The 18,913-nt window shown below is 64.8% G+C and carries 15 protein-coding genes and 2 pseudogenes; 8 read left to right on the top strand and 9 right to left on the bottom strand.

Features of this window, described 5'->3' with window-relative positions:
* Window positions 1-5: 5 nt before the first annotated feature.
* Window positions 6-461: a VanZ family protein gene (locus Pla108_RS04535; protein WP_146443438.1), complete on the bottom strand. Its 456-nt coding sequence runs from the start codon at window positions 459-461 to the stop codon at window positions 6-8.
* Between the two features lie 143 nt (window positions 462-604).
* On the opposite strand from Pla108_RS04535, the gene tadA reads away from it, so the two are divergent.
* On the top strand, window positions 605-1,069 hold the full coding sequence (gene tadA, locus Pla108_RS04530; RefSeq protein ID WP_146443436.1) for a tRNA adenosine(34) deaminase TadA: 465 nt from the start codon (window positions 605-607) through the stop codon (window positions 1,067-1,069).
* Between the two features lie 127 nt (window positions 1,070-1,196).
* On the opposite strand, the gene Pla108_RS04525 is transcribed toward tadA, so the two are convergent.
* Both Pla108_RS04525 and Pla108_RS04520 read right to left on the bottom strand, forming a co-directional pair.
* Entirely contained in the window at window positions 1,197-3,464 is a 2,268-nt protein-coding gene (locus Pla108_RS04525; RefSeq protein WP_146443434.1) for a DUF11 domain-containing protein, read from the bottom strand.
* 290 nt (window positions 3,465-3,754) lie between these two features.
* Window positions 3,755-4,600 carry a sensor histidine kinase gene (locus Pla108_RS04520; RefSeq protein WP_146443432.1) on the bottom strand — a complete coding sequence of 282 codons (846 nt, stop codon included), beginning with the start codon at window positions 4,598-4,600 and terminating at the stop codon, window positions 3,755-3,757.
* A 209-nt stretch (window positions 4,601-4,809) separates the two neighbouring features.
* Here Pla108_RS04520 and Pla108_RS04515 point away from each other — a divergent pair, with 209 nt between their 5' ends.
* Window positions 4,810-5,250, top strand: coding sequence for a hypothetical protein (locus Pla108_RS04515; protein ID WP_146443430.1), 441 nt, complete (start codon window positions 4,810-4,812; stop codon window positions 5,248-5,250).
* A 200-nt stretch (window positions 5,251-5,450) separates the two neighbouring features.
* On the opposite strand, the gene Pla108_RS04510 is transcribed toward Pla108_RS04515, so the two are convergent.
* Window positions 5,451-6,449, bottom strand: a complete 999-nt coding sequence (locus Pla108_RS04510) for a M48 family metalloprotease (RefSeq protein ID WP_231934286.1) — start codon at window positions 6,447-6,449, stop codon at window positions 5,451-5,453.
* 249 nt (window positions 6,450-6,698) lie between these two features.
* On the opposite strand from Pla108_RS04510, the gene Pla108_RS04505 reads away from it, so the two are divergent.
* From Pla108_RS04505 to corA, 3 genes are all read left to right on the top strand, one after another.
* Window positions 6,699-7,784 (top strand): transporter substrate-binding domain-containing protein, encoded by a 1,086-nt coding sequence (locus tag Pla108_RS04505; protein WP_197526237.1) that lies wholly within the window; start codon window positions 6,699-6,701, stop codon window positions 7,782-7,784.
* Between the two features lie 49 nt (window positions 7,785-7,833).
* Window positions 7,834-8,991, top strand: coding sequence for a transporter substrate-binding domain-containing protein (locus Pla108_RS04500; RefSeq protein ID WP_146443425.1), 1,158 nt, complete (start codon window positions 7,834-7,836; stop codon window positions 8,989-8,991).
* 91 nt (window positions 8,992-9,082) lie between these two features.
* Complete coding sequence (gene corA / locus Pla108_RS04495) at window positions 9,083-10,135, top strand: magnesium/cobalt transporter CorA (protein WP_146443423.1); 1,053 nt, start codon at window positions 9,083-9,085, stop codon at window positions 10,133-10,135.
* 7 nt (window positions 10,136-10,142) lie between these two features.
* On the opposite strand, the gene Pla108_RS04490 is transcribed toward corA, so the two are convergent.
* The 5 genes from Pla108_RS04490 to Pla108_RS04470 form a co-directional block, all read right to left on the bottom strand.
* Window positions 10,143-11,738 (bottom strand): hybrid sensor histidine kinase/response regulator, encoded by a 1,596-nt coding sequence (locus Pla108_RS04490; protein ID WP_146443421.1) that lies wholly within the window; start codon window positions 11,736-11,738, stop codon window positions 10,143-10,145.
* Between the two features lie 24 nt (window positions 11,739-11,762).
* Entirely contained in the window at window positions 11,763-12,161 is a 399-nt protein-coding gene (locus Pla108_RS04485; protein WP_146443419.1) for a response regulator, read from the bottom strand.
* The gene (locus Pla108_RS04480) at window positions 12,158-14,446 is read right to left on the bottom strand and encodes an ATP-binding protein (RefSeq protein WP_197526236.1); all 2,289 of its coding nucleotides are present in this window, start codon (window positions 14,444-14,446) and stop codon (window positions 12,158-12,160) included. The genes Pla108_RS04485 and Pla108_RS04480 overlap by 4 nt, the downstream gene beginning before the upstream one ends.
* Window positions 14,443-15,105: a biliverdin-producing heme oxygenase gene (locus Pla108_RS04475; RefSeq protein ID WP_146443415.1), complete on the bottom strand. Its 663-nt coding sequence runs from the start codon at window positions 15,103-15,105 to the stop codon at window positions 14,443-14,445. The genes Pla108_RS04480 and Pla108_RS04475 overlap by 4 nt, the downstream gene beginning before the upstream one ends.
* Before the next feature lie 311 nt (window positions 15,106-15,416).
* Entirely contained in the window at window positions 15,417-16,256 is an 840-nt protein-coding gene (locus Pla108_RS04470) for an ATP-grasp domain-containing protein (RefSeq protein WP_146443413.1), read from the bottom strand.
* Between the two features lie 35 nt (window positions 16,257-16,291).
* Between Pla108_RS04470 and Pla108_RS21585 the strand changes: the two genes are divergently transcribed.
* The 3 genes and pseudogenes from Pla108_RS21585 to Pla108_RS21580 all read left to right on the top strand — a co-directional run.
* Complete coding sequence (locus Pla108_RS21585; protein ID WP_146443411.1) at window positions 16,292-16,729, top strand: hypothetical protein; 438 nt, start codon at window positions 16,292-16,294, stop codon at window positions 16,727-16,729.
* A pseudogene (locus Pla108_RS04460) lies at window positions 16,620-18,794 on the top strand (hypothetical protein); the annotation flags it as partial. The gene Pla108_RS21585 and the pseudogene Pla108_RS04460, both read left to right, overlap by 110 nt.
* Window positions 18,778-18,894: pseudogene (locus Pla108_RS21580) on the top strand (hypothetical protein); the annotation flags it as partial. The pseudogenes Pla108_RS04460 and Pla108_RS21580, both read left to right, overlap by 17 nt.
* Between the last annotated feature and the right edge of the window lie 19 nt (window positions 18,895-18,913).

The raw sequence follows: 18,913 nt of genomic DNA, 5'->3' as shown, positions 1-18,913 counted from the left end.
CGGGGTCAGCCGCGCCGGTGGCGCCAGGCGTCAACGACGACCGCCAGGCTCACGCCGGCGAGATCGGCCAGCCAGTCCAGCAAGTCGCACGAACGCCCGAAGTAAGGCTGGGTGACCTCGTCAATCGCCCCATAGAGCAGCACCAAGCCGGCGACCGCCAAACGGCCCCACAGTCTGGGAGACGCCCCCGTGCGGCGACAGGCGATCAAGAGGAGCGTCGTCAGCACCGCGTAGGCGCCGGCGTGCATGAACTTGTCGTAATCGAGCGTCGGGCCCGGCAGCTGCGGGTCGGGGATGTGCGTCCCAATGAAGAGCAGTAGCCAATAGAACACGAGCGCCGCGAGCCAGTAGGCGGCCGTTTTGCGCCAGCCGCGGCCCTCACGGGGACCGGAGGCGTCGAGCGCTTCGGAAGCGGGGGAGGGCGTCACAACGGCGGGAAGGGTGGCGGGACCGGGCGTCATAGAAGAAAACGTCGCTGTCGTTGTCCGGTTGGGCTCATTCTAGCAGTCGGGCCGCCTGAACCGAACGCCCGCTTCGGTTAACCTTACGACAGGTCGCCGCGGGAAGTTCCCGCCCTGGTCGCAAAGAAACCAAATCGCCCGCTATGCTTCTGCCACAACCCGAAGACCTCGTCTACATGCAGCTGGCGCTCGCCGAGGCGCAGGCCGCCGCGGCCGCGGGCGAGGTGCCGGTTGGGGCGGTTATTGTCTGTCGTGATGAAATCGTCGCCGCGGCGCACAACCAGCGCGAGACGTTGCGGGACCCGACGGCCCACGCCGAGATGATCGCCATCACGCAGGCGGCCGAATCGCTCGGCGCCTGGCGGCTCGAGGGGTGCACGCTGTACGTAACGCTTGAGCCGTGCCCGATGTGCGCCGGAGCGATCGTCCAGTCGCGCGCGTCGCGGGTCGTCTACGGCGCGACGGACCCGAAGGCGGGCGCCGTCGAGAGCCTCTACACGCTGCTCGCCGACGACCGACTCAACCACCGCCCCGACGTGCAGGCGGGCGTCCTCGCCGAGCCGTGCGGCGCGATCCTCACCGAGTTCTTCCGCGCCCGACGGCGCTAGCGCCTTGTCAAAGCTAGAAAATGGAGGTTGGCGCCATGAGCCGTTTTGGCGCTAGCCACGGTGATTGGCGATTCAACCGGGGCTAGCGCCCAATCGGCTCATCCTAGAATACAGCTTTGAGAAAGCGTTAGTTCAACGCGTTGAACAAGCCCGTCGACCAGAAGAACCGCCGCTTGCTGATGGTCGGCAAGCCCTCGAGGAAGTCGTTGTCCGGGCCGACCGGGATGTTGTTCCCCGCATCGACCTGAATACCGGTGATGGTGTTCGTGCCGCTGGCGTTGGCGCCCGTCGAACCGGTCGTCTGGTTGCTGTCGGCAAACGCCGTCGGCTGCGTCTGGACAACGCGGTAGACGCCCGGCACGAGGCCGGTGAACTCGTAGCAACCCATGGCGTCGGTTACGGCCGTATCGACCAGTTGGTCCATCGCGTCGAACAGCGAGATGACGACCCCCTGGATCGGGAGATCGCCCGCGTCGCGGACGTTGTTGCCGTTGATGTCGACGACGACCTTGCCGTTGATCGAACCGAGCGGCACGGCGACGGTCGAACTGGCGGTCGCCGTGTTGGTGAGCACATCGACTTCGCCCGGCGCCGCTACGGAGACGTTGTTCGTCACCGCGCCAACAAAGCCGGAATCGATCGTGGCGACGATCGTGATCGTCTCGGTGTCGCCCGAAGCGATGCTCGCGAAGTCGAAAGTCAGTTCGGTCGTCGATCCGACGGCCGTGTTGGTGGTCGGCGTCGTCGAGCCGGCGGAGACGAACGTCAGGCCGGCGGGCAGGACGTCGGTCACCGTCACATTGGCCGCGGGCGCCGGGCCGCTATTGGTGGCGACGATCGTGTAGGTGACGGTGTCCCCCGGGGCGAGCGTCGCGCCGGCGTCGTCGTCGACCTTGGTGATCGTCAGGTCGAACGGCATGAACCCGAAGTCGAGCGTGCGGTTCGTGTCATTGTCGGTGTCGCCGTCGTTGATTGGTTCGTCGGCGGCGACCAGCGTGACGCCCTTCGAGAGGACGCTGCCGTCCATCTGGGCGGTTCCCTTGTCCGTGTCATCGACGTTGGCGACATCGGTGTCGGGCGCCATGCCGGCGACATCGTTGCCGGTGCTCGTCACCTTGCCGACCAGCGCGCCCGAGCCGGTGAAGTTCGACGCGTCAACCCGCACAAGGTAGTCACCCGGCAAGAGGCTGCTGAACAAATAGGTTCCGTCCGAAGCGGTCGTGGCCGTGCCGACCTGCGTCTCGCCGCTGATCGAATCATCGCCGTCGGAATCCTCGAACAACGTGAGGGCGACGCCCGCCACGCCGGTCTCGCCCGGGTCAAAGACGCCGTCGTTATCGAGGTCGAGCCAGACCTGGTCGCCGAGGCTCATCTCGTTGAGCACGGTGAAGTCGGCCGTCTTGGTCGTGTATCCGAGCACGCCAACCACGTCGACTTGGGCGTCAAGCGACTCGAAGCCGGGGGCGTCGAAGTCAAACTCGACCTCAATGGCGCCGACGTCCGAAAGATCGACCCCGGCGCCGCTAACCGTTGTGAACGAGGTGAAAGGGATGCTGATCGACTCGTCGGCGTCGCCGTCAATGGCCGCGTCGTCGTCGACGATCGTCACGGTCGCTTCCGACACATTGCCGGCGCCGCTGTAGAGCCGCACCGTCACGCTGGCGCCGGCACGGTCGGCGGCGGCTTGTAGCTCGATCGCCGAATTGGCGCCGCTGTTCGAGAGGTCGAGGGAGAGGCCGCCCGCATCGACAGTTTCGGCGTCGCCATCGGCCCCGTCCCAGACGACACTCGCGGCGCCGCGGACGTTGCCCGTCGTCGCCAGGTTGAGGATCCCCGTTCCCACGAAATCGGAGACCAAAGCAATCTCGCCCGAACCCGACACAATGTTGGCCAGCAGGTCGCGGGCGCCGCCGTCGCCCGCGTTCACGCCGTCGGCGTCGGAGGCGGTCGTCAAACCGGCGGTCGAGGCGTTGGCCGACTGGGCGGTGTCGAACGCGTCGATCGTAAGGTTGGTCGTCCCCATCGCCTCGGTCGCGTCGAACGAGATCAACGCCGAGACGTTCTCACCCGACCGCGTTTGCGTGCCGGTCGTGGGGTTCACGCGGACGAAGTAGTCACCGGCGACGAGGCCATCGAACGAGTAGGCGCCAGACGCGTTGGTGGTCGTCGTCCCTTGCGAGGTGTCGCCGAGGTCGAAGACGCCGGGCGTCGTGCCGTTGTCGAGGAACAACTCGACCTGCTGGCTGACGGCGACCACGTCATCAACGCCGTCGTTGTCGAGGTCGTTCCGCACGAAGCCGGCGATCTGCGCCAGGTCGGTCGCCAGCAGGCGGCGTCCCTCGAGCAACTCGAAATGGCGGAGCGAGCGGCGGTACGACGGGCGGGGCTTTCGCATGGGACGAGACTCGTGTGCTAGCTGCTTGGCCGGCGCATCACACCACCGGCAAGGTGGACCTGTGCCGGTGGTATCGGCTGGACCGCCTGGGCAAGTTCGGCAAAAAAGTACGCCGGGCCCGGTGTCGCTAGCAGAGCGCACTAGCGCTGCCTTACACGAGCTATCGCCCGATCGCCAAAGGCGATCCAAGGTAAGCCGTCGGCGCTAGCCGCGGGTGTCGTCACGGGGGATTCACCCGCGGCTAGCGCCGACGGCTCACCCTCAACCCCCGTGTCATCACCTCAATAAAGTCAGATCGCGGCGGCGGACCGGGACTCGGCGTCGGTGACGCCCAGTTTGGCGATCGGCTGACCGGCCGGACCGGCGAGGGCCGCGGCGCTCGCGGCGGGCAGACGCAACGTGAACTGCGTGCCGCGACCGACGGCGCTCTCGACGCGGATCTTGCCCCCTTGGGCCTCGATCATCTCACGGCAAGCCGACAAGCCGAGGCCGGCGCCCCCTTTGCCCGTCTCGTCGGGGCCCGACTTGGTCGAAAAACCACGGTCGAAAATACGTGGCAGCATCTCCATCGCGATGCCGGCGCCCGTATCGCGGACCGACAGATCGACCGTCCCCGCCGCGTTGTCGGCGGTGCGGATAACGACCTGTCCACCAGAGGGCATCGCCTGGCGGGCGTTCGTGAGCAGGTTCATCAGCACCTGCTGCACCTGGTTGCCAACGACCATCGCCTGGCCTTTGGCCTCGTACTGACGGTCGACGCCGACCCGGTACTTCTGAAGCTCGCGTTCGAGCAGCACCAGCGTCTCGTCACAGAGGGCGCCCAGGTCGGTCGGCGCGGGGTCGGCGGAGCGGTTCCGCGCCAGGCCGAGAACGCTCGAGGTCAGCTTCTCGGCGCGCTGCCCGGCGGAGAGGATCTTCTCAAGCGAGCGCGTGCGGGTCGCCTCGTCGGTGTGGCGGAGACCGAGCTTGGCGTAGTTCAGGATCGTCGTGAGGACGTTGTTGAACTCGTGCGTCGTCGTGCTGACGAGCTCACCCAGCGCCGTCATCTGCTGCGCCGCTTGCAGGTCGCGACGCAGACGCGCGTTTTCTTCTTCGAGCGTCGGATTGTCATTGCGAGAAGAGTCGACTGGAGTCATTGCTAGCACGGTCCCGCCATGTTGTCGTCCAGAAGACGGCGCCGCGCCGGATGCGATGCTTGCGCAAACGCCGGCCGCGAGACTCGCCGCATTGAAACCATCGACGATCAGGACTCGCCCTCTGCAACCGCAGCGCGTAGAATCCCCAGCGATGCGTCCGGAAGGAATCCGCGGCGCCAAACTTTGACGTTCAACCCGGCGAGGCAAGGATGCCCACTCCGAAGGTTGTAGCGACGCTGCCGTTCTCGGCCGCCGCTACGCTCCCGAACCGTTCTCGTTCGCGAGCCGCCCGTTTTCGTTCGCTTGCTGCGCTACGCCATGGCGACGGGCCCACGACGCTGTCGTTCGCCGACGCCGCCGCGGTGCGCCAGCAGACCGAAGTCCTCGGCGACGCCTACGGCGAACTGCTCGAAGAGGCGACCGACATCGCTCGCCGACTCGGCTGCGAGGTGAGGCGTCGCTTGCTCGGCGGCCTGGGCGGCGGCAGCCGCTGGCGCAACGGCCGGCTGCGGATCGTGCTCGACCTCGACGCTTCGACGCGACGCCGACTTGAGGTTGTCGCCCACGCTCTGCGTGGCGACCACCGCTTGGCGAGATCGCTGATGTCTGATGAGCTAGCGGCGTACCTGGTTCCGCGACGGGCCGCCTAGTAAGGATTGCTATCCAAACTAGCGCTGCCCGAGGCTAGCGCCGACGGCTCAAAAAGCGGGCGCAACTTGAGCCGTCGGCGCTAGCCTCGGGCGCGGAGCCGGGTGAACGGCACGCTGCTTCTGGTTGGAAACCGTCTTCCACGTTGAGAGCAGCGTGTTGAGGGGCTTTCAGTGGGAGGCGCCCACCACCGGCGTGCTCCCTACGGCGTGAGCCCCGGGCGGACCCCCTCGGGGAACACGTCGTGGATCACTTGCTTGATGTAGGCGACGCGGTTGGCGGGCTTGGGGTGGGTGCTCATCATCTCCGGCGGGCCGCCGTCGGGCGACGCCTCGTCGAGCACTTTCATGACGCCGATCATCGCCCGCGGGTCGTAGCCCGCCTTCTCGGTGAGGATCACGCCCCAGCGGTCGCTCTGCAGCTCGTCGTCGCGGCCGTACTTCATCTGGATCACGTTGGCGACGGCTTGGGCCATCTGCACGCTCCGTGCGTCGCCGCCCGCGGCGGTGCCGGCGCCCATCGCGATCGTGCTGAACATCGCCTGCTTGGCCATCCGCTCGTTGCCGTGTCGTTCGACGACGTGGCCGACCTCGTGCCCCAACACGCCGGCGAGTTGGCCGACGGTCTCCAGCCGCGCGAAGAGCGCCTGGGTGATAAACACCTGACCGCCCGGTAGCGCAAAGGCGTTGACCGTCTGGTCGTCGGCGAGCAACGTGAACTTGAATTGATACGGGTTGTGCAACTCGACGCCGATCTGTTGCTCTCGCTCGGCCATCCAGACATCGAGGCCGGCGAGCAACTCGACGCCGACTTTGTCGACCAGCGCCTGACCGTCGCGGCTCCGCGACGCGCCGCCGTGCTGGGCGACCATCTCGGGCGCGGCCTGCTGGCCGAGGGCCATCTCCTGCGTTTCCTCCGGCAAGGCGACCCGCTCGCGCTCGCCGGTGATCTGATTGACGTCGCCCGGTTTGCCGTAGTAGCTGATCAGCGCGAAGGCGATGAACCCCAGGGCGATCAACAGCCGCATCTTCATGCCGCCGCTGAGCAGTCCGCCGCCGCCCGAACTCTGCCGCGAATTGCCAACGCCGAAGGGCGGTCGCTGCCGTTGCCCGTAACCACCGGGGATGCGCCCGCTGGAGGAGCCACGGCTTTGCGGTGGCTGTCGCGACGGCATCGGGAACGGGAGGCGGATTCGTGCCACGGCAGACGGGGCGGTGTGAGTAGCGATGCGAGGGACGCCAAACGACGCCCGCCTAGCATACCAACAAGCCGCCCGATGGCCCACAAGCGGCCCAACGGACGCCGAGACGCAACGGCGTTCGGGTCGCGGGGCGAATCGGGTAGGCTGGGTCCTGGCGGCAGGGCGTTGCGGCAGGGGCGTTGCGGCGACCCGAGCGTAACGCGAGCACGCCCGACCCGACCACCCAAGGGACAGCCGATGCGGCCTCTAGTGACGCTGCTTCTCGTCGCGGCGAGCCTACTGGGCGTTCCGCTGATGGCGGTTGCAGCCGACGATTCGACCGAGGGGCCAACCGTCTCGACCCAGGAACCCCTCGTTGTCGCGACGAAACTGAGCCCGCCCTTCTCCTACAAAGACGCCGGCGGACGCTGGACCGGCATCAGCATCGAGCTCTGGAAGCACGTCGCCGCGGAATTGGGCCTCCGCTACGAATTCCGCGAGGAGTCGCTCGAAGACCTGCTGGCCAACCTCCAAGCCGGCCGGATCGACGCCGCGGTCGCCGCGATCAGCGTGACCGCCGATCGGCAGCAGCGCCTCGAGTTCTGCCACCCACACTTCACAACGGGGCTCGGGATCGCCGTGGCGACTGGCAACCACGCGGGCGTCTTTCAACTGTTGCGGCGCGTCGTGACGCCCCGCTTGCTCTCGCTGGTCGGATTGATGCTGGGGATCGTCGCCGTCTGCGGGGTGATGCTCTGGTGGTTCGAACGCAACGTCAACCAAACGACCTTCGGCGGCAAGCGCCGGAAGGGGATCGAAGCGGGCCTCTGGTGGTCCATGATCTTGCTGCTGGGACACAAGGGGATCTTCCCAGTCAGCGGCGCCGGCCGGCTGGTCGCCGGGGCGGCGATGATCGCTAGCCTGTTGCTGCTCTCACTGCTGACCGGCGTCATTACTTCCGTGCTGACGGTCCAGCAGCTGGGCGTCGGTATCGACGACCCGAGCGACCTGCGTTCGAAACGCGTCGTGACGGTCGCCAAGAGCACCGCCGCCAACTACCTGCGGAGCCGGCGCATCGCCTTCCGGACGCGTGACTCGGTCGAGGCGGCGCTCGAGGCGGTTGAGCGGGGCGAGGCCGACGCGGCCGTCTACGACAAGCCGCTGCTGGCGCACCTCGCGAACGACCGCTTCGCTTCCACCATCCAGGTGCTGCCCGTGTCGTTCAACACGCAAGAGTACGCCATCGCCCTGCCGCCAGAGAGCCCGCTCCGCAAGCCGATCAACACCGCCGTCCTCCGCTTCCGCGCGAGCGACGCGTGGGAAGAGATGATCTATCGGTACCTCGGTGAACAATGAACCGCCACCTCGAAGGGACCCAATCGCTTTGAACATTCGCCCCCGCCCCATGCTCCACTCGATATCCCAACAACGCCGAGAACTCTGCTGGTATTGGCGGAGAAGCCTAGCCTCGGCGGCGTTGGCGCTGCTCGCCGTCGCGCCGACCACGTCGATCGCCCAACCGACGACACTGACCGATGGCGTGCTCCTAGTCGCTACCCGCGAGGTCCCCCCCTTCGCCATGCGTGACGAGCAAGGCGTCTGGCGCGGCATCAGCATCGAGCTCACCGAGGCGTTCCGGCGTGAACTCGAAAAGACCACCGGCGACGTCTACACGATTGAGTACCGCGACATGGGCATCGAACCGATGCTGGCGGCGGTCGAGAACGGCGAGGTCGACATGGCGGCCGCGGCGATCACGGTCAACTTCGAACGCGAGAAACGCCTCGATTTCTCACACGCTTTCCACAGCTCGGGACTCGGGATTGCCGCTGGCGCCGGCGACCGGGTCACCGGGCTCTTCGGTCTGGTGCGGTCGATCCTGTCGCCAACCTTCTTGGGGGTCGTCGCGGCGTTGCTTTCGACGATGCTCGCGACCGGTGTCGCCATCTATTACTTCGAGCGTCACGTCAATCGCGAGCAGTTCGGCGGCGGCTTCTTCCGCGGCGTCGCCTCGGGGTTGTGGTGGTCGGCGGTGACGCTCACCACCGTGGGCTACGGCGACAAGGTCCCCAAGAGCCCCGCGGGGCGTTTTATCGGGCTGCTCTGGATGTTCTCGGGCCTCTTCATCATCGCGAGCTTTACGGCAGCAATCACGTCGGCCCTCACGCTGACCCAGCTCCGCTCACGGATCAACGGGCCCGCCGACCTCCCGCGAGCGCGCGTGGCTACGGTCGAGGGTTCGACCTCGGCCGCCTACCTGCGAGCGCGGCGGATCTACGCGCGCGGCGAGCCCGATATCGACGCCGCCCTAGAGGACCTCATCGAGGGCCGCGTTGACGCGGTCGTCTATGACGCGCCGGTCTTGCGTTACGAGGTCCACAACCGCTTCGAAGAAGAAGTGGTCGTGCTCCCCGCGGAGTTCGAGCGGCAGGACTACGCGTTCGCCCTCCCTCCGAACAGCCCGCTCCGGGAGACGGTCAACCAGGCCTTGCTGCGGACCACCTCCGACGCCGACTGGAGCGACTCGCTCGCCCGCCTGCTTGGCGAGCCGACGCTGGAGTAGGCCCGGCTACGCTTGAGCCGAAGGCGCTAGCCTCAGGCGGCACTCCACCAATTGCCACCTGCAACCACTGCGATCCCACCCGGAGCCGTTCGTGTTCAAGAAACGCCACCCCAAGGTCGGCTCGCGACCCGGCACGCTCGTCATCCCTAAGCAGTCGCCCGAGCCGCGGATCCACGCGATCCGCTACTCGCCCGACGGCGTGACCGAAGAAGACATCACCGACGTCGAGCGGATGAGCCAGGCCTTCGACGAGGGCGCCGTCACCTGGATCGACGTCCAGGGGTTCGGCGACCGGTCGATCATGAAGCGGATCGGCGAGATCTTCCAGATGCACCCGCTGCTGCTCGAGGACGTCGTCAACGTGCCGCAGCGGCCGAAGACCGAGTCCTACACGGACCAGCTCTTGTTCCTCGTAAGGATGGTGCGTCGCACCGACGACGATGAGCTCGACATGGAACAGGTCAGCATGGTCCTCGGAAAGACCTACGTGCTCACGTTCCAAGAGCGCTACGGCGACGTGCTCGACCCGGTCCGGCGGCGGATCCGCTCCGGCAAGGGGGTGATCCGCACGCACGGCCCCGACTACCTGGCGTACGCCATCGCCGACACGATCATCGACGGCTACTACCCGATCCTCGAGGCGATCGGCGACCGGCTTGAGGACCTCGAAGAAGACGTCGTAATGAATCCCACCCCAGAGCTTTTACGCCAGTTGAATCAGATCAAGAACCGTCTGGTGAACTTGCGGCGAGGCGTCTGGCCTCAGCGCGAAGCGATCAACGCCCTGGTCCGCGGCGATTTCGACGCGATCTCTGACGAGGTCCGCATCTATCTCCGTGACACCCATGACCACTGCGTGCAGACCTCGGAAGTCGCCGAGATGTATCGCGAGATGGTGACCGGTCTCATGAGCACCTACCTGTCGTCGATCGCCAATCGGACGAACGAGGTCATGAAGGTCCTCACGATCATGGCCAGCATCTTCATCCCGCTCACCTTCCTGGCGGGCATCTACGGGATGAACTTCGAGCACATGCCCGAGCTGCACATGCGCTGGGCCTACCCGGCGGTCTGGCTGACGATGCTCGGCACCGCCGGCGGGATGCTCATCTTCTTCTGGCGGAAGGGGTGGCTCGGTCGATGACCGCCCACTAGCTCAGGTGGCGTCGCGCCACGTTGATCAGCTTTTCGAAATCAATCGGCTTGGTGACGACATCGCAACAACCGGCTTGCAAGCAGCGCTGTTTTTCGTCGTTCAAGGCGGCCGCGGTGACGGCGATTATCGGCGTGCGATGCCCCAGCCTCGCCAGCTGCGTCACCGCCTCGTAGCCGGTGAGCACGGGCATCTGCATATCCATCAAGATGAGGTCGTACGGTTCTCCCCGCGCGAATTGGGCGACCACCTTCTGAACAGCCACTTCCCCATTCTCGGCCAGATCGATCGCAACGCCGCTCGGCTCGAGCAGCTTGCAAATGAGGAACTGGTTGGCGGGGGTGTCTTCGGCGAGCAGGATTCGCTTATCGAGCCACGAAACCTCCTCGTTGGAGTCGCACGTCGAGTTGGCCAAATGCGACGCCGACTCGTCGGTTGATGGCCCGTTATCGGAGCACGGAGCCTTGACGGTGAACACGAACGTCGTGCCGTTTGTCGACGTCTGTTCGATCTCTAGGTCGCCTCCCATCATCTGGGCAAGGCGTTTGCTGATCGCGAGTCCAAGCCCCACCCCGGTGCGGAGATTCTCGGCCGAGGACGATCCCTGAACGAACGGCGTAAAGATACGGGCCGCGGTCTCGGGCGCGATGCCCGTCCCCGTGTCGGTGACGCGGACGACCAATCCGTCGTCCTCTTCGCACGACGCTTCGCAGACGATCTCGCCGCGGTCGGTGAACTTGATCGCGTTATTAAGCAGATTGATCAGGACCTGACGGAAACGGACCGGGTCCATCCGCACGGTCGTCGGCGCATCGGGGTCGATCGTGTAAGAGAGCCGCAGCCCCTTGTCGCTGGCGCGCAGCGCCAACAGATCGCACGTCGATTTGATGATCGACGGGAAGTCGCAGACGACCGGCGCGATCTGGAGCGTCTCGGCTTCGATCTTCGCGATATCGATCAGGTCGTCGAGGATCTCTGACAGGTGGACGCCGCTCTTGCCCATCATCTCGAGCATACGGTCGGCGTCGGGCCCTTGGGGGTTCCGCCGGACCAGTTCGGTGAAGCCGAGGATGGCGGTCAGCGGGGTCCGTAGCTCGTGGCTGATCGAGGTCAGGAACTGTGACTTCACGCGGCTGGCGCGTTCCGCCTCTTCTCGCGCCGCCGCGGCGGCTTGCTCGCTTTCGTAAAGCTGCCGCATCAGCCGGTGCCGCGCGATGGCGTTGTCGGCGATCCGGGGAAGCAGTTCGGCGGTGACGGCCGATTTTGAGAAGTAGTCTTGTACGCCCGAGCGGATCAAACTTGAGCGGGCTTCGGTCCCCACGCTCCCGGTCAAGAGGATGATCGGTATCTTTGGGATCTCGTTGTCCCGGGTGATCTCCGACACGATCGCGTCGGCGTGCATATCCTTCAGGCGGTAGTCGAGGATGACGAGATCGATACTCTCGCTCGCGACTTCCAACATGGCCAACGCTTCGACACCCGTTGCGACCTCATGGAAGGCGTAGCGGACCTGACGATCGGCCCGGAGGGCGTTGATTGCCGCGGTTCGATCGTTGGGGTTGTCATCGACGATTAAGACTTGTCGGATCTTCATCCAGAACTCGGGCCAGAAATCGGGTCAGCCGCCGACTGCCAAGTAGGGCGACGCAAACGACCGCACCGCTTGCAGGTAGGCCGCCGCCGCTACGGGCTTCACGCAATACTGGTCCGCCCCCGCAGAGAGCGCGCGGGATTCGTTGGACGCGTCGGTCGAGGTCGAGAAAACAACCACCGGCGCCGACACGCTCTGGCTCTTCCGCATCTTTTCAAGGAACGCCAACCCATTGCACGACGGTAGATCGACGTCGATGACAATCAGGCTCGGCTGGATCTCTTCGAACGACTTCGGCGCGTTGCAGCAGTCGCTGGCGCGGACGATTCGCGCTTCGGGAACAAGCTCGCGAATGGCGAGCGTCTGCAACTCGAAGTCGAGGTCGGAGTCTTCAAGAACGAAGACCGTTGGGGGAGAGTTGTTCATTCAATCTCCTCGTCTTCGGTCGGATTCGGACTCAGAGTAAAGAGCAGCTTGGAGCCACCATCGGAGCCAGATTCGATCCAGATCCGTCCACCATGACGTTCGACCACCTTCTTGGCAATCGCCAAGCCGGCGCCCGTCCCTCCACCGAATTCTCCGGGCAGGTGGAGCCGGCGGAAGATCTGGAAAACGTCCTTCTGAAGTTCCGGTGCAATTCCGATACCGTTGTCCTCTACCACAAAGACCATCGCACCTCGACCGGCGCCGGCGGAGTGGTTCGCCGCCTCCTCGACGCCGATCGAAACGGCTATTCGATCGCTTCGGTTGTACTTGATCGCGTTGTCGATCAGATTCGTGAGTAATTCCCGAACGCAGAGAAAATCGCCGGAGACGGGGACCCCCTCCTGGATTTGCAGGTCGACATCCGACCGGATTGGTCGCCCCAAGACCATCTCCGCGGCCTCCCTAGCGACTTCGTCCAACTGAAAATGGTCGTACTGCAGGTCGCTCGACCCGGCCCGCGCCAGTCGAAGCAGCCCGCCAACGAGGTCGTCCATCCGCCCGGCCAGCTGTTCGATGGCGACCAGACGGTCTTCGAGCTGTGGCGTCGGGGCGGGATGCAGCTCGCGGCGTAACAGAAAGATCGCCTGATTGAGCCCCCGCAGCGGCTCTCGCAGGTCGTGTGACGCCGCGTAGGCGAACGAACTGAGGTCCGAGTTGATGCGCGAAAGTTCGTCGTTGAGACGCGCGATGTTGGCGGCGCGGCGGCTGAGGAGCTCGATCAGCGCCAACCGGACCTCGCTAGCCAAGACGAGGTCGCTCGCCGACCACTCGATCGATTGCCCGCGAACCGTGTCGCGCCACTCGGCAAAGGAGTGGCGGGGCGAGAGCCGGCCGCCCTCGGCCGTCGGCGTCTCGACCTTGGTCGGTTCGCCGGCCCAGCGGACCTCCCGGGCGTACTCGCCCCGAAAGAAGATCACGGCGCTGAGGTCCGACGCCTCGGTCGCGACCGCCAGGCACCCCGCGACGCCGCTGAGGTCTTCCGCCAAATCCGGGAACTCCTCCCCCAACACGTCGGTCGACCAAACGGCGTCGGGATGATCGGCGAGCCGCTTCTCGATCGCGCGCACAACCGTCTCGGACGGCGTCTGTCCGAACGGCAAAGAATCATGCCGTCGGCAGAAGACAACGCCGTCGGCGTCGAGCACCCGCCGCAATTGGGGCGCGCGATCCCGCAGCCCGTCGCGGAAATCGGGGCGCGACGCCACGTCGTGCATCACCTCGGTGAGAAGCGACCGACGGGTCGCCTGGAGCTTGCCCGCCTCGCTATCGAGTCGGGTGGTCAGATACGGCCCGGCCAACGTGCCGAGCATTTCGCACGCCGCCCGTCGGTCAAAGGTGAGCACTCGTGGCGAGTAGTGATGGCACGCAATCAAGCCCCATAGCTCGCCGTCGATCACCAGCGAGATCGACATCGACGCCGCAACCCCCATGTTCTGGAGATACTCGACATGGATCGGCGAGACCGCGCGAAAGGCGCTGAAGCTCAGGTCCAAGGGGGGTGACGAGAGCGGGTTCACCGAGCGAAGGACGACCGGCTCGGCGTTGACATCGGCGATCGAGCGGATCGGATTGAGCACATAAAGTTGTCGCGCCTGCTGCGGGATGTCGGTCGCCGGGTAGTGCAAACCCAGGAAGGAGCCAAATCTCGGATCGACCGCTTCACCGACAACCGCGCCGTGTCCCCCCTTCAAGAAGCGGTACAGCATGACGCGGTCGTAGCCGCTGATCTCACGGACTTCGCGCACGATCGCGTCGTAGAGACCGTCTGGGGTTGAGCTGGCCTGGAAGTGTTGATTGGCCAGCGAGAGCCGGCGCGGCAGGCTGAGGTTGTCGGGCGCCAACCCGCGGCCGTCCGGGGGACCCTCTTCGAGCTCGACAATCAGGGCGTCGCTCCAGACATGCGCGGCGGCGTCGGCGGCTTGCCGGGGAGCGCCCGTCCTAAGAATCGGTCCACCGAGGGGGTGAACAATGCCCGGCCGGTCGTCCGCCAGGGCGGTGAGTCGCGCCACCGCCGTGGGGGTGAAAAACTCGGCTAGCGACTCGCCCCCTCGCGGCGCAACCCCTAGCCACTGATCGGCGTGCGACGACCAGTGCGTCAGCGTCCTCGCCTTGAGCGAAAAAGCCAACAGGCAACCGTGCGGCTGGATCGCGCCGGGCAGGTGGATCGGTTCGCGGTCGCAATTCGTTGTATCGACGACCGACTCCGAAGCATCGGATCGGATCATTTGGGCGCCCCAAGGCATTCGGCATACAGGTTGAAAGTACGATTCGCCGCCGCCGCAGCGTTGGCGGTCTCTTCCGGAGTCGCGAGTAGTTGATCGAGCCACCGGCGCACCTGCGACCAGTGCTCATGGGCGCCGGGGCCGTAACCATAGAGATAGGCGCCGCCGGTATCGCGCGTGACGCCGAGGCGATCTTGGACGATCTTCGCAAGGATCGCGCCCCCCTGGGCCGAGCCCTCCAGCACGTAGAGGACGCCGGCCGCCTTGGCCGAGCAGTCGACCCAGTCGAAACCCGCGTCGCTCTTGTCGCGGGGGGTCCCAGATCGCCCCGCCCCGGCTGCTGGCTCGCCCGCTAGCGACGAAAGATCGCGGCGAATCGTCTCGGCCGTCCGGCGACGCCGGAACCACTCGGGAGGGCTGGCGAGTTGGCTCTCGTTCGCCGCATCGGCGGCGCCAATTAATCGGGTGAGCCGCTGGAGGAACTCGACGTAGGGCGACCGGCCGCCTAGCCAGTAGTTCCAGTCGACGGCTTTCTCCACTGCGGCATGGGCGCCAGCCGTGGCTCGCCGAAGGGCGCCCGCGCCCGTCACGCTCGCAGGTGGGGCGGTCTCGAGCGGCCGCTCCGTGGCGGCGATCGACATCGCTAGCGAATTATCTTCCACTCAGTCGGCCTCCCTCGGCACGCGATTACCGTGGTCATGCCACGGCCCTGAAACCGGTGCGGTCGGGCTGCCATAGGCCAACCTGCAAAGTCTACGCAGGACGCCCTGGGGACGCCGCGGCGTTAATTCGACGGGGCACAGGAACATCTGTCAACAGGTTCCCCCCCGTCCGGGCGGCGTCTCCGACGCCGATTACGTTCCTCTTGGCCAAATAGCGCATGGCTCGTGGCCGAATAGGGCATGGTGCGCGTAATCGGGGTCTGGAGACCCCTCCCACAGAGAGAAATCCCACAGAGAGAAATTGATCTCGGCTACCCGTGTAGCGCCGTCAGCGCCTCCGCCAACGCCCGCACCGTCGCCGGCTGTCCCTCCAGGAAGAGCTGCGGCTCGATGTACTCCGCCTCCATCAGCAACGCCGTCCCGCTGTTGTCCACCAGATCGATCCGCGCGAACGTCGTCATCGGTCCCGCGGCGATCGTTTGTTCCGCGGCGGCGAGCACATGGTTAGGCGGCGCTTCAGCGGTGACCGTCGCACCAAACTCGGGCTGCGAGCGGATGTCGCCCCGCGCCGGCCGCTTCCGCACCGCGTGCTGGAACACGCCCGCCACAAAGACCAGCGACCACTCCCCCTCGGTCCGAATCGCCGGCACGAGCGGCTGCAAGAGCACGTCGTAAGCCCAAGACCGCCCCGCGTCGCCCCGCGCGTCCACCATCGAGTAGACCTCAAGCCCCGACGACCCAGCGCCCACCGTCGGCTTCACGACCAGCTCTTCACACCCGAACGCGCCAAAGTGCTCCTCAAGCCGACACGCCACACCCGCCGCGACGAGCACGGTCGGCGCCGTCGGCGCGCCGCGCGACTGGAGCTCGAGCAGATGCTTCTTGTCGATGTTCCACTCGATGACGTCGAGCGGATTCACCAGCCGCCCGCGAGCAGCAACAACTCGCTGCCACGAGGCAAACTCGTCCCGCTTATCGACATAGTTCCAAGTCGAGCGGATGACGCAGAGGTCGCCGCTCGACAGCCGCCAATCGCCGTCGTCCCAAGGCCGAATCGCCGCGGCCGGTCCGTTCCTCGCCAAGCCCTCCAGCAGCAGGTGGTCTTCCGGAACGCCGGCGGGGTGATCGGAGCAAGTGGCAAGGTAGATCATGCGGGGATCGTACCAGCCGTTTGACGGCTGGCGCCATGCTCACGACGGAGCGTGGTAATGCGAAGTTGAGAGGGCTCGCATTAGTGGAAACGTCCCCAATCCCCGAAATCTTACGTCCTCTCGCTACCGCCTACTTCTGCCTTCTTGGTACGGTGGTGGGTATGAAATCCTCGGTCGCTCTTCATTGGCTCCTCGTCGCCCTTTGGTCGGTGCTCGGCCCTGCGTCCGCGTTGGCCGCGATTACTTCGAGCGGCGACATTGAACCGGGTGATCCTGCGACGTGGACGAGCAGTACACAGAGCTACGTTGGAAAAACTTCTGATGGGACCATCACGGTCGATGGAGGAAGTGATCTGAAATCGGGTGCGGGCTACCTGGGGTATAGTCCTAGCTCTATGGGCGAGGCGACGGTCTCAGGAACTGGCTCTCAATGGATTAGTCCCTCCATCTCTTTACCTGGGATACGAGGGTAGAGGAACTCTGGATGTTCAAGCGGGCGGAACCGTCAGCACCAGCGCCGGCTATCTTGGTGACTCGTCTGCATCGAGCGGCGTAGCGATGGTTTGGGGAACCGGCTCTCAATGGAATAACGCCAATTCACTCTACATTGGTGGTCGAGGCAGTGGGACGTTAGACATCCAGGCGGGTGGAATAGTCACCAATGGCAACGGATTCCTTGCCCGCGTTTCAGGTTCCACCGGCTTGGCAATGATCTCGGGAATCGGCTCTGAATGGATCAACAACGGCCTGCTAAATATTGGTTCAAATGGCGTGGCGACGCTCAATATTTTGGCGGGGGGAAAGGCTAGCAATAACATAGGTAACCTGGGTGTCAATTCGGGCTCTACGGGCGAGGCAACCGTTTCCGGGGCCGATTCACAGTGGATCAATAACGGTGAATTGCGAGTCGGGTATGGTGGCAGTGGGACACTGAATGTGCTCGCGGGCGGAACGGTTCGCAACGGCCACGGATTCCTGGGATACTCTCCTGATTCTTCGGGGCAGGTTACGGTCTCCGGCGCCGGCTCAGAATGGATCAATTACGGTGGATTTCTTTACGTCGGCAATCGGGGCGCCGGCACTCTGAATATCGCTGAAGGCGGAATGGTCACCAGCCGCGACAGCAGTGTGGGCTCCTACGCTGGCTCCGCGGGCGAGGTGACCGTTTCCGGAACCGACTCTCGATGGGACATTGATGGAGCCCTCTTGATCGGTCGTGACGGCAGCGGGGATCTGAGCATCCAAGCGAGTGGATTGGTCACCAGCACCACCGGGTCCTTGGGCCGTTACCAAGGGTCGACAGGCGAAGTGACCGTATCGGGCACCAGTTCTCAATGGATCAATCGCGGCACTCTTTACGTCGGTCAGCAGGGCGTCGGGACGCTTTCCATCGATGCGGGTGGAACGGTCACTAGCACATCCGGATACTTGGGGAGCAGCGCTGACTCCACAGGTGAGGCGATCGTCTCTGGAATCGGATCTCAGTGGAACAACCGCGGCGACTTTTATGTGGGTCTGGCCGGCAGTGGAAAACTCCGCGTCGTAGACGGGGGACAGGTTACGACCGGCACGTTGTACGCATCTCTGTCAGACCTGCGCGGTGACGGGACAATCACGGCGACAGAAGGCGCGATCGTCGATGGCGACATGGTCTTCGATGCAACTCACGGAAATCAAAGTCTGCTTTTGTTCGCTACGGGCGGCGTCCTCCACGTGACCGCGGATGGAGGAGTTCTCGGAGCGGGGTACAAAGGAGTGGGGAGTCTAACCATCGCTGATGGAGTCGCTCTGGAGTCTTCGTATGGATATGTCGGATACAATTCTGGTTCCAAGGGCGTTGCGACGGTCACGGGTATCGGTTCCCAATGGAACAGCTCTAATTCTCTCCAAGTCGGCCGTTACGGAAACGGGACCCTCACCGTTCAGTCGGGCGGAAAGGTCACCAGCAGTGTTGGCACACTCGGTGTGAATCCTGGCTTCGAGGGCGAAGCGACGGTTACCGGCGGAGGTTCCCAATGGATCAATTCTGGTTTCATGTTCGTCGGTGACCAGGGTAGCGGCAAGCTGAACATCGAAGCCGGCGGAACGGTCACCAATTCCAAGGGCTACTTGGGCAACTACCCTGGTTCCGTCGGCGAAGCGACGGTTTCTGGAACCGGCTCTCATTGGACTACCGCCGGTAACTTGCTCGTTGGTTATCAGGGCGTCGGTACGCTCAACATCCAATCGGGCGGAATCGTCACCAATGAAGAGAGCTACCTCGGCTACCTCTCTAAAAACTCTCTCGGTGAGGCGACCGTCTCCGGGCCCGGCTCCCAATGGATCAACAACGGGTACCTCTCAGTTGGAAACAATGGCGGCGGGAAGCTCAGCATCCAGGCGGGCGGAGCGGTCAGCAATACCATAGGTGCGCTGGGCAGCTTTTCCGGAAGCACAGGTGAGGCGACGGTTTCCGGAACAGGCTCCCGGTGGGACAACAGCGCTGACCTATTTGTCGGTGGCTCCGGCAGCGGTAAGATGGATGTCCAGTCGAGCGGAACCGTTACAAGTCGAATTGGTTTTTTTGGGCCACAACACTGGTTCCAAGGGAGTGGCGACGGTCTCTGGAAGCGGCTCCCAATGGATCAACAGTTCCGACTTGGTCGTCGGTCACCAGG

The organism is Botrimarina colliarenosi (assembly GCF_007859955.1).
In the GTDB taxonomy this organism is placed as follows: domain Bacteria; phylum Planctomycetota; class Planctomycetia; order Pirellulales; family Lacipirellulaceae; genus Botrimarina; species Botrimarina colliarenosi.
The sequence above is the reverse complement of the archived record's forward strand: the minus strand, read 5'-3'. Positions and strand labels throughout refer to the sequence as shown.

Bases quoted from the DNA above. Each gene is read 5' to 3' on its own strand.
- Pla108_RS04535 (WP_146443438.1), bottom strand. From the start codon at position 461: ATGACGCCCGGTCCCGCCACCCTTCCCGCCGTTGTGACGCCCTCCCCC.
- tadA (WP_146443436.1), top strand. From the start codon at position 605: ATGCTTCTGCCACAACCCGAAGACCTCGTCTACATGCAGCTGGCGCTC.
- Pla108_RS04525 (WP_146443434.1), bottom strand. From the start codon at position 3,464: ATGCGAAAGCCCCGCCCGTCGTACCGCCGCTCGCTCCGCCATTTCGAG.
- Pla108_RS04520 (WP_146443432.1), bottom strand. From the start codon at position 4,600: ATGACTCCAGTCGACTCTTCTCGCAATGACAATCCGACGCTCGAAGAA.
- Pla108_RS04515 (WP_146443430.1), top strand. From the start codon at position 4,810: ATGCCCACTCCGAAGGTTGTAGCGACGCTGCCGTTCTCGGCCGCCGCT.
- Pla108_RS04500 (WP_146443425.1), top strand. From the start codon at position 7,834: ATGCTCCACTCGATATCCCAACAACGCCGAGAACTCTGCTGGTATTGG.
- Pla108_RS04490 (WP_146443421.1), bottom strand. From the start codon at position 11,738: ATGAAGATCCGACAAGTCTTAATCGTCGATGACAACCCCAACGATCGA.
- Pla108_RS04485 (WP_146443419.1), bottom strand. From the start codon at position 12,161: ATGAACAACTCTCCCCCAACGGTCTTCGTTCTTGAAGACTCCGACCTC.
- Pla108_RS04480 (WP_197526236.1), bottom strand. From the start codon at position 14,446: ATGATCCGATCCGATGCTTCGGAGTCGGTCGTCGATACAACGAATTGC.
- Pla108_RS04470 (WP_146443413.1), bottom strand. From the start codon at position 16,256: ATGATCTACCTTGCCACTTGCTCCGATCACCCCGCCGGCGTTCCGGAA.
- Pla108_RS21585 (WP_146443411.1), top strand. From the start codon at position 16,292: ATGCTCACGACGGAGCGTGGTAATGCGAAGTTGAGAGGGCTCGCATTA.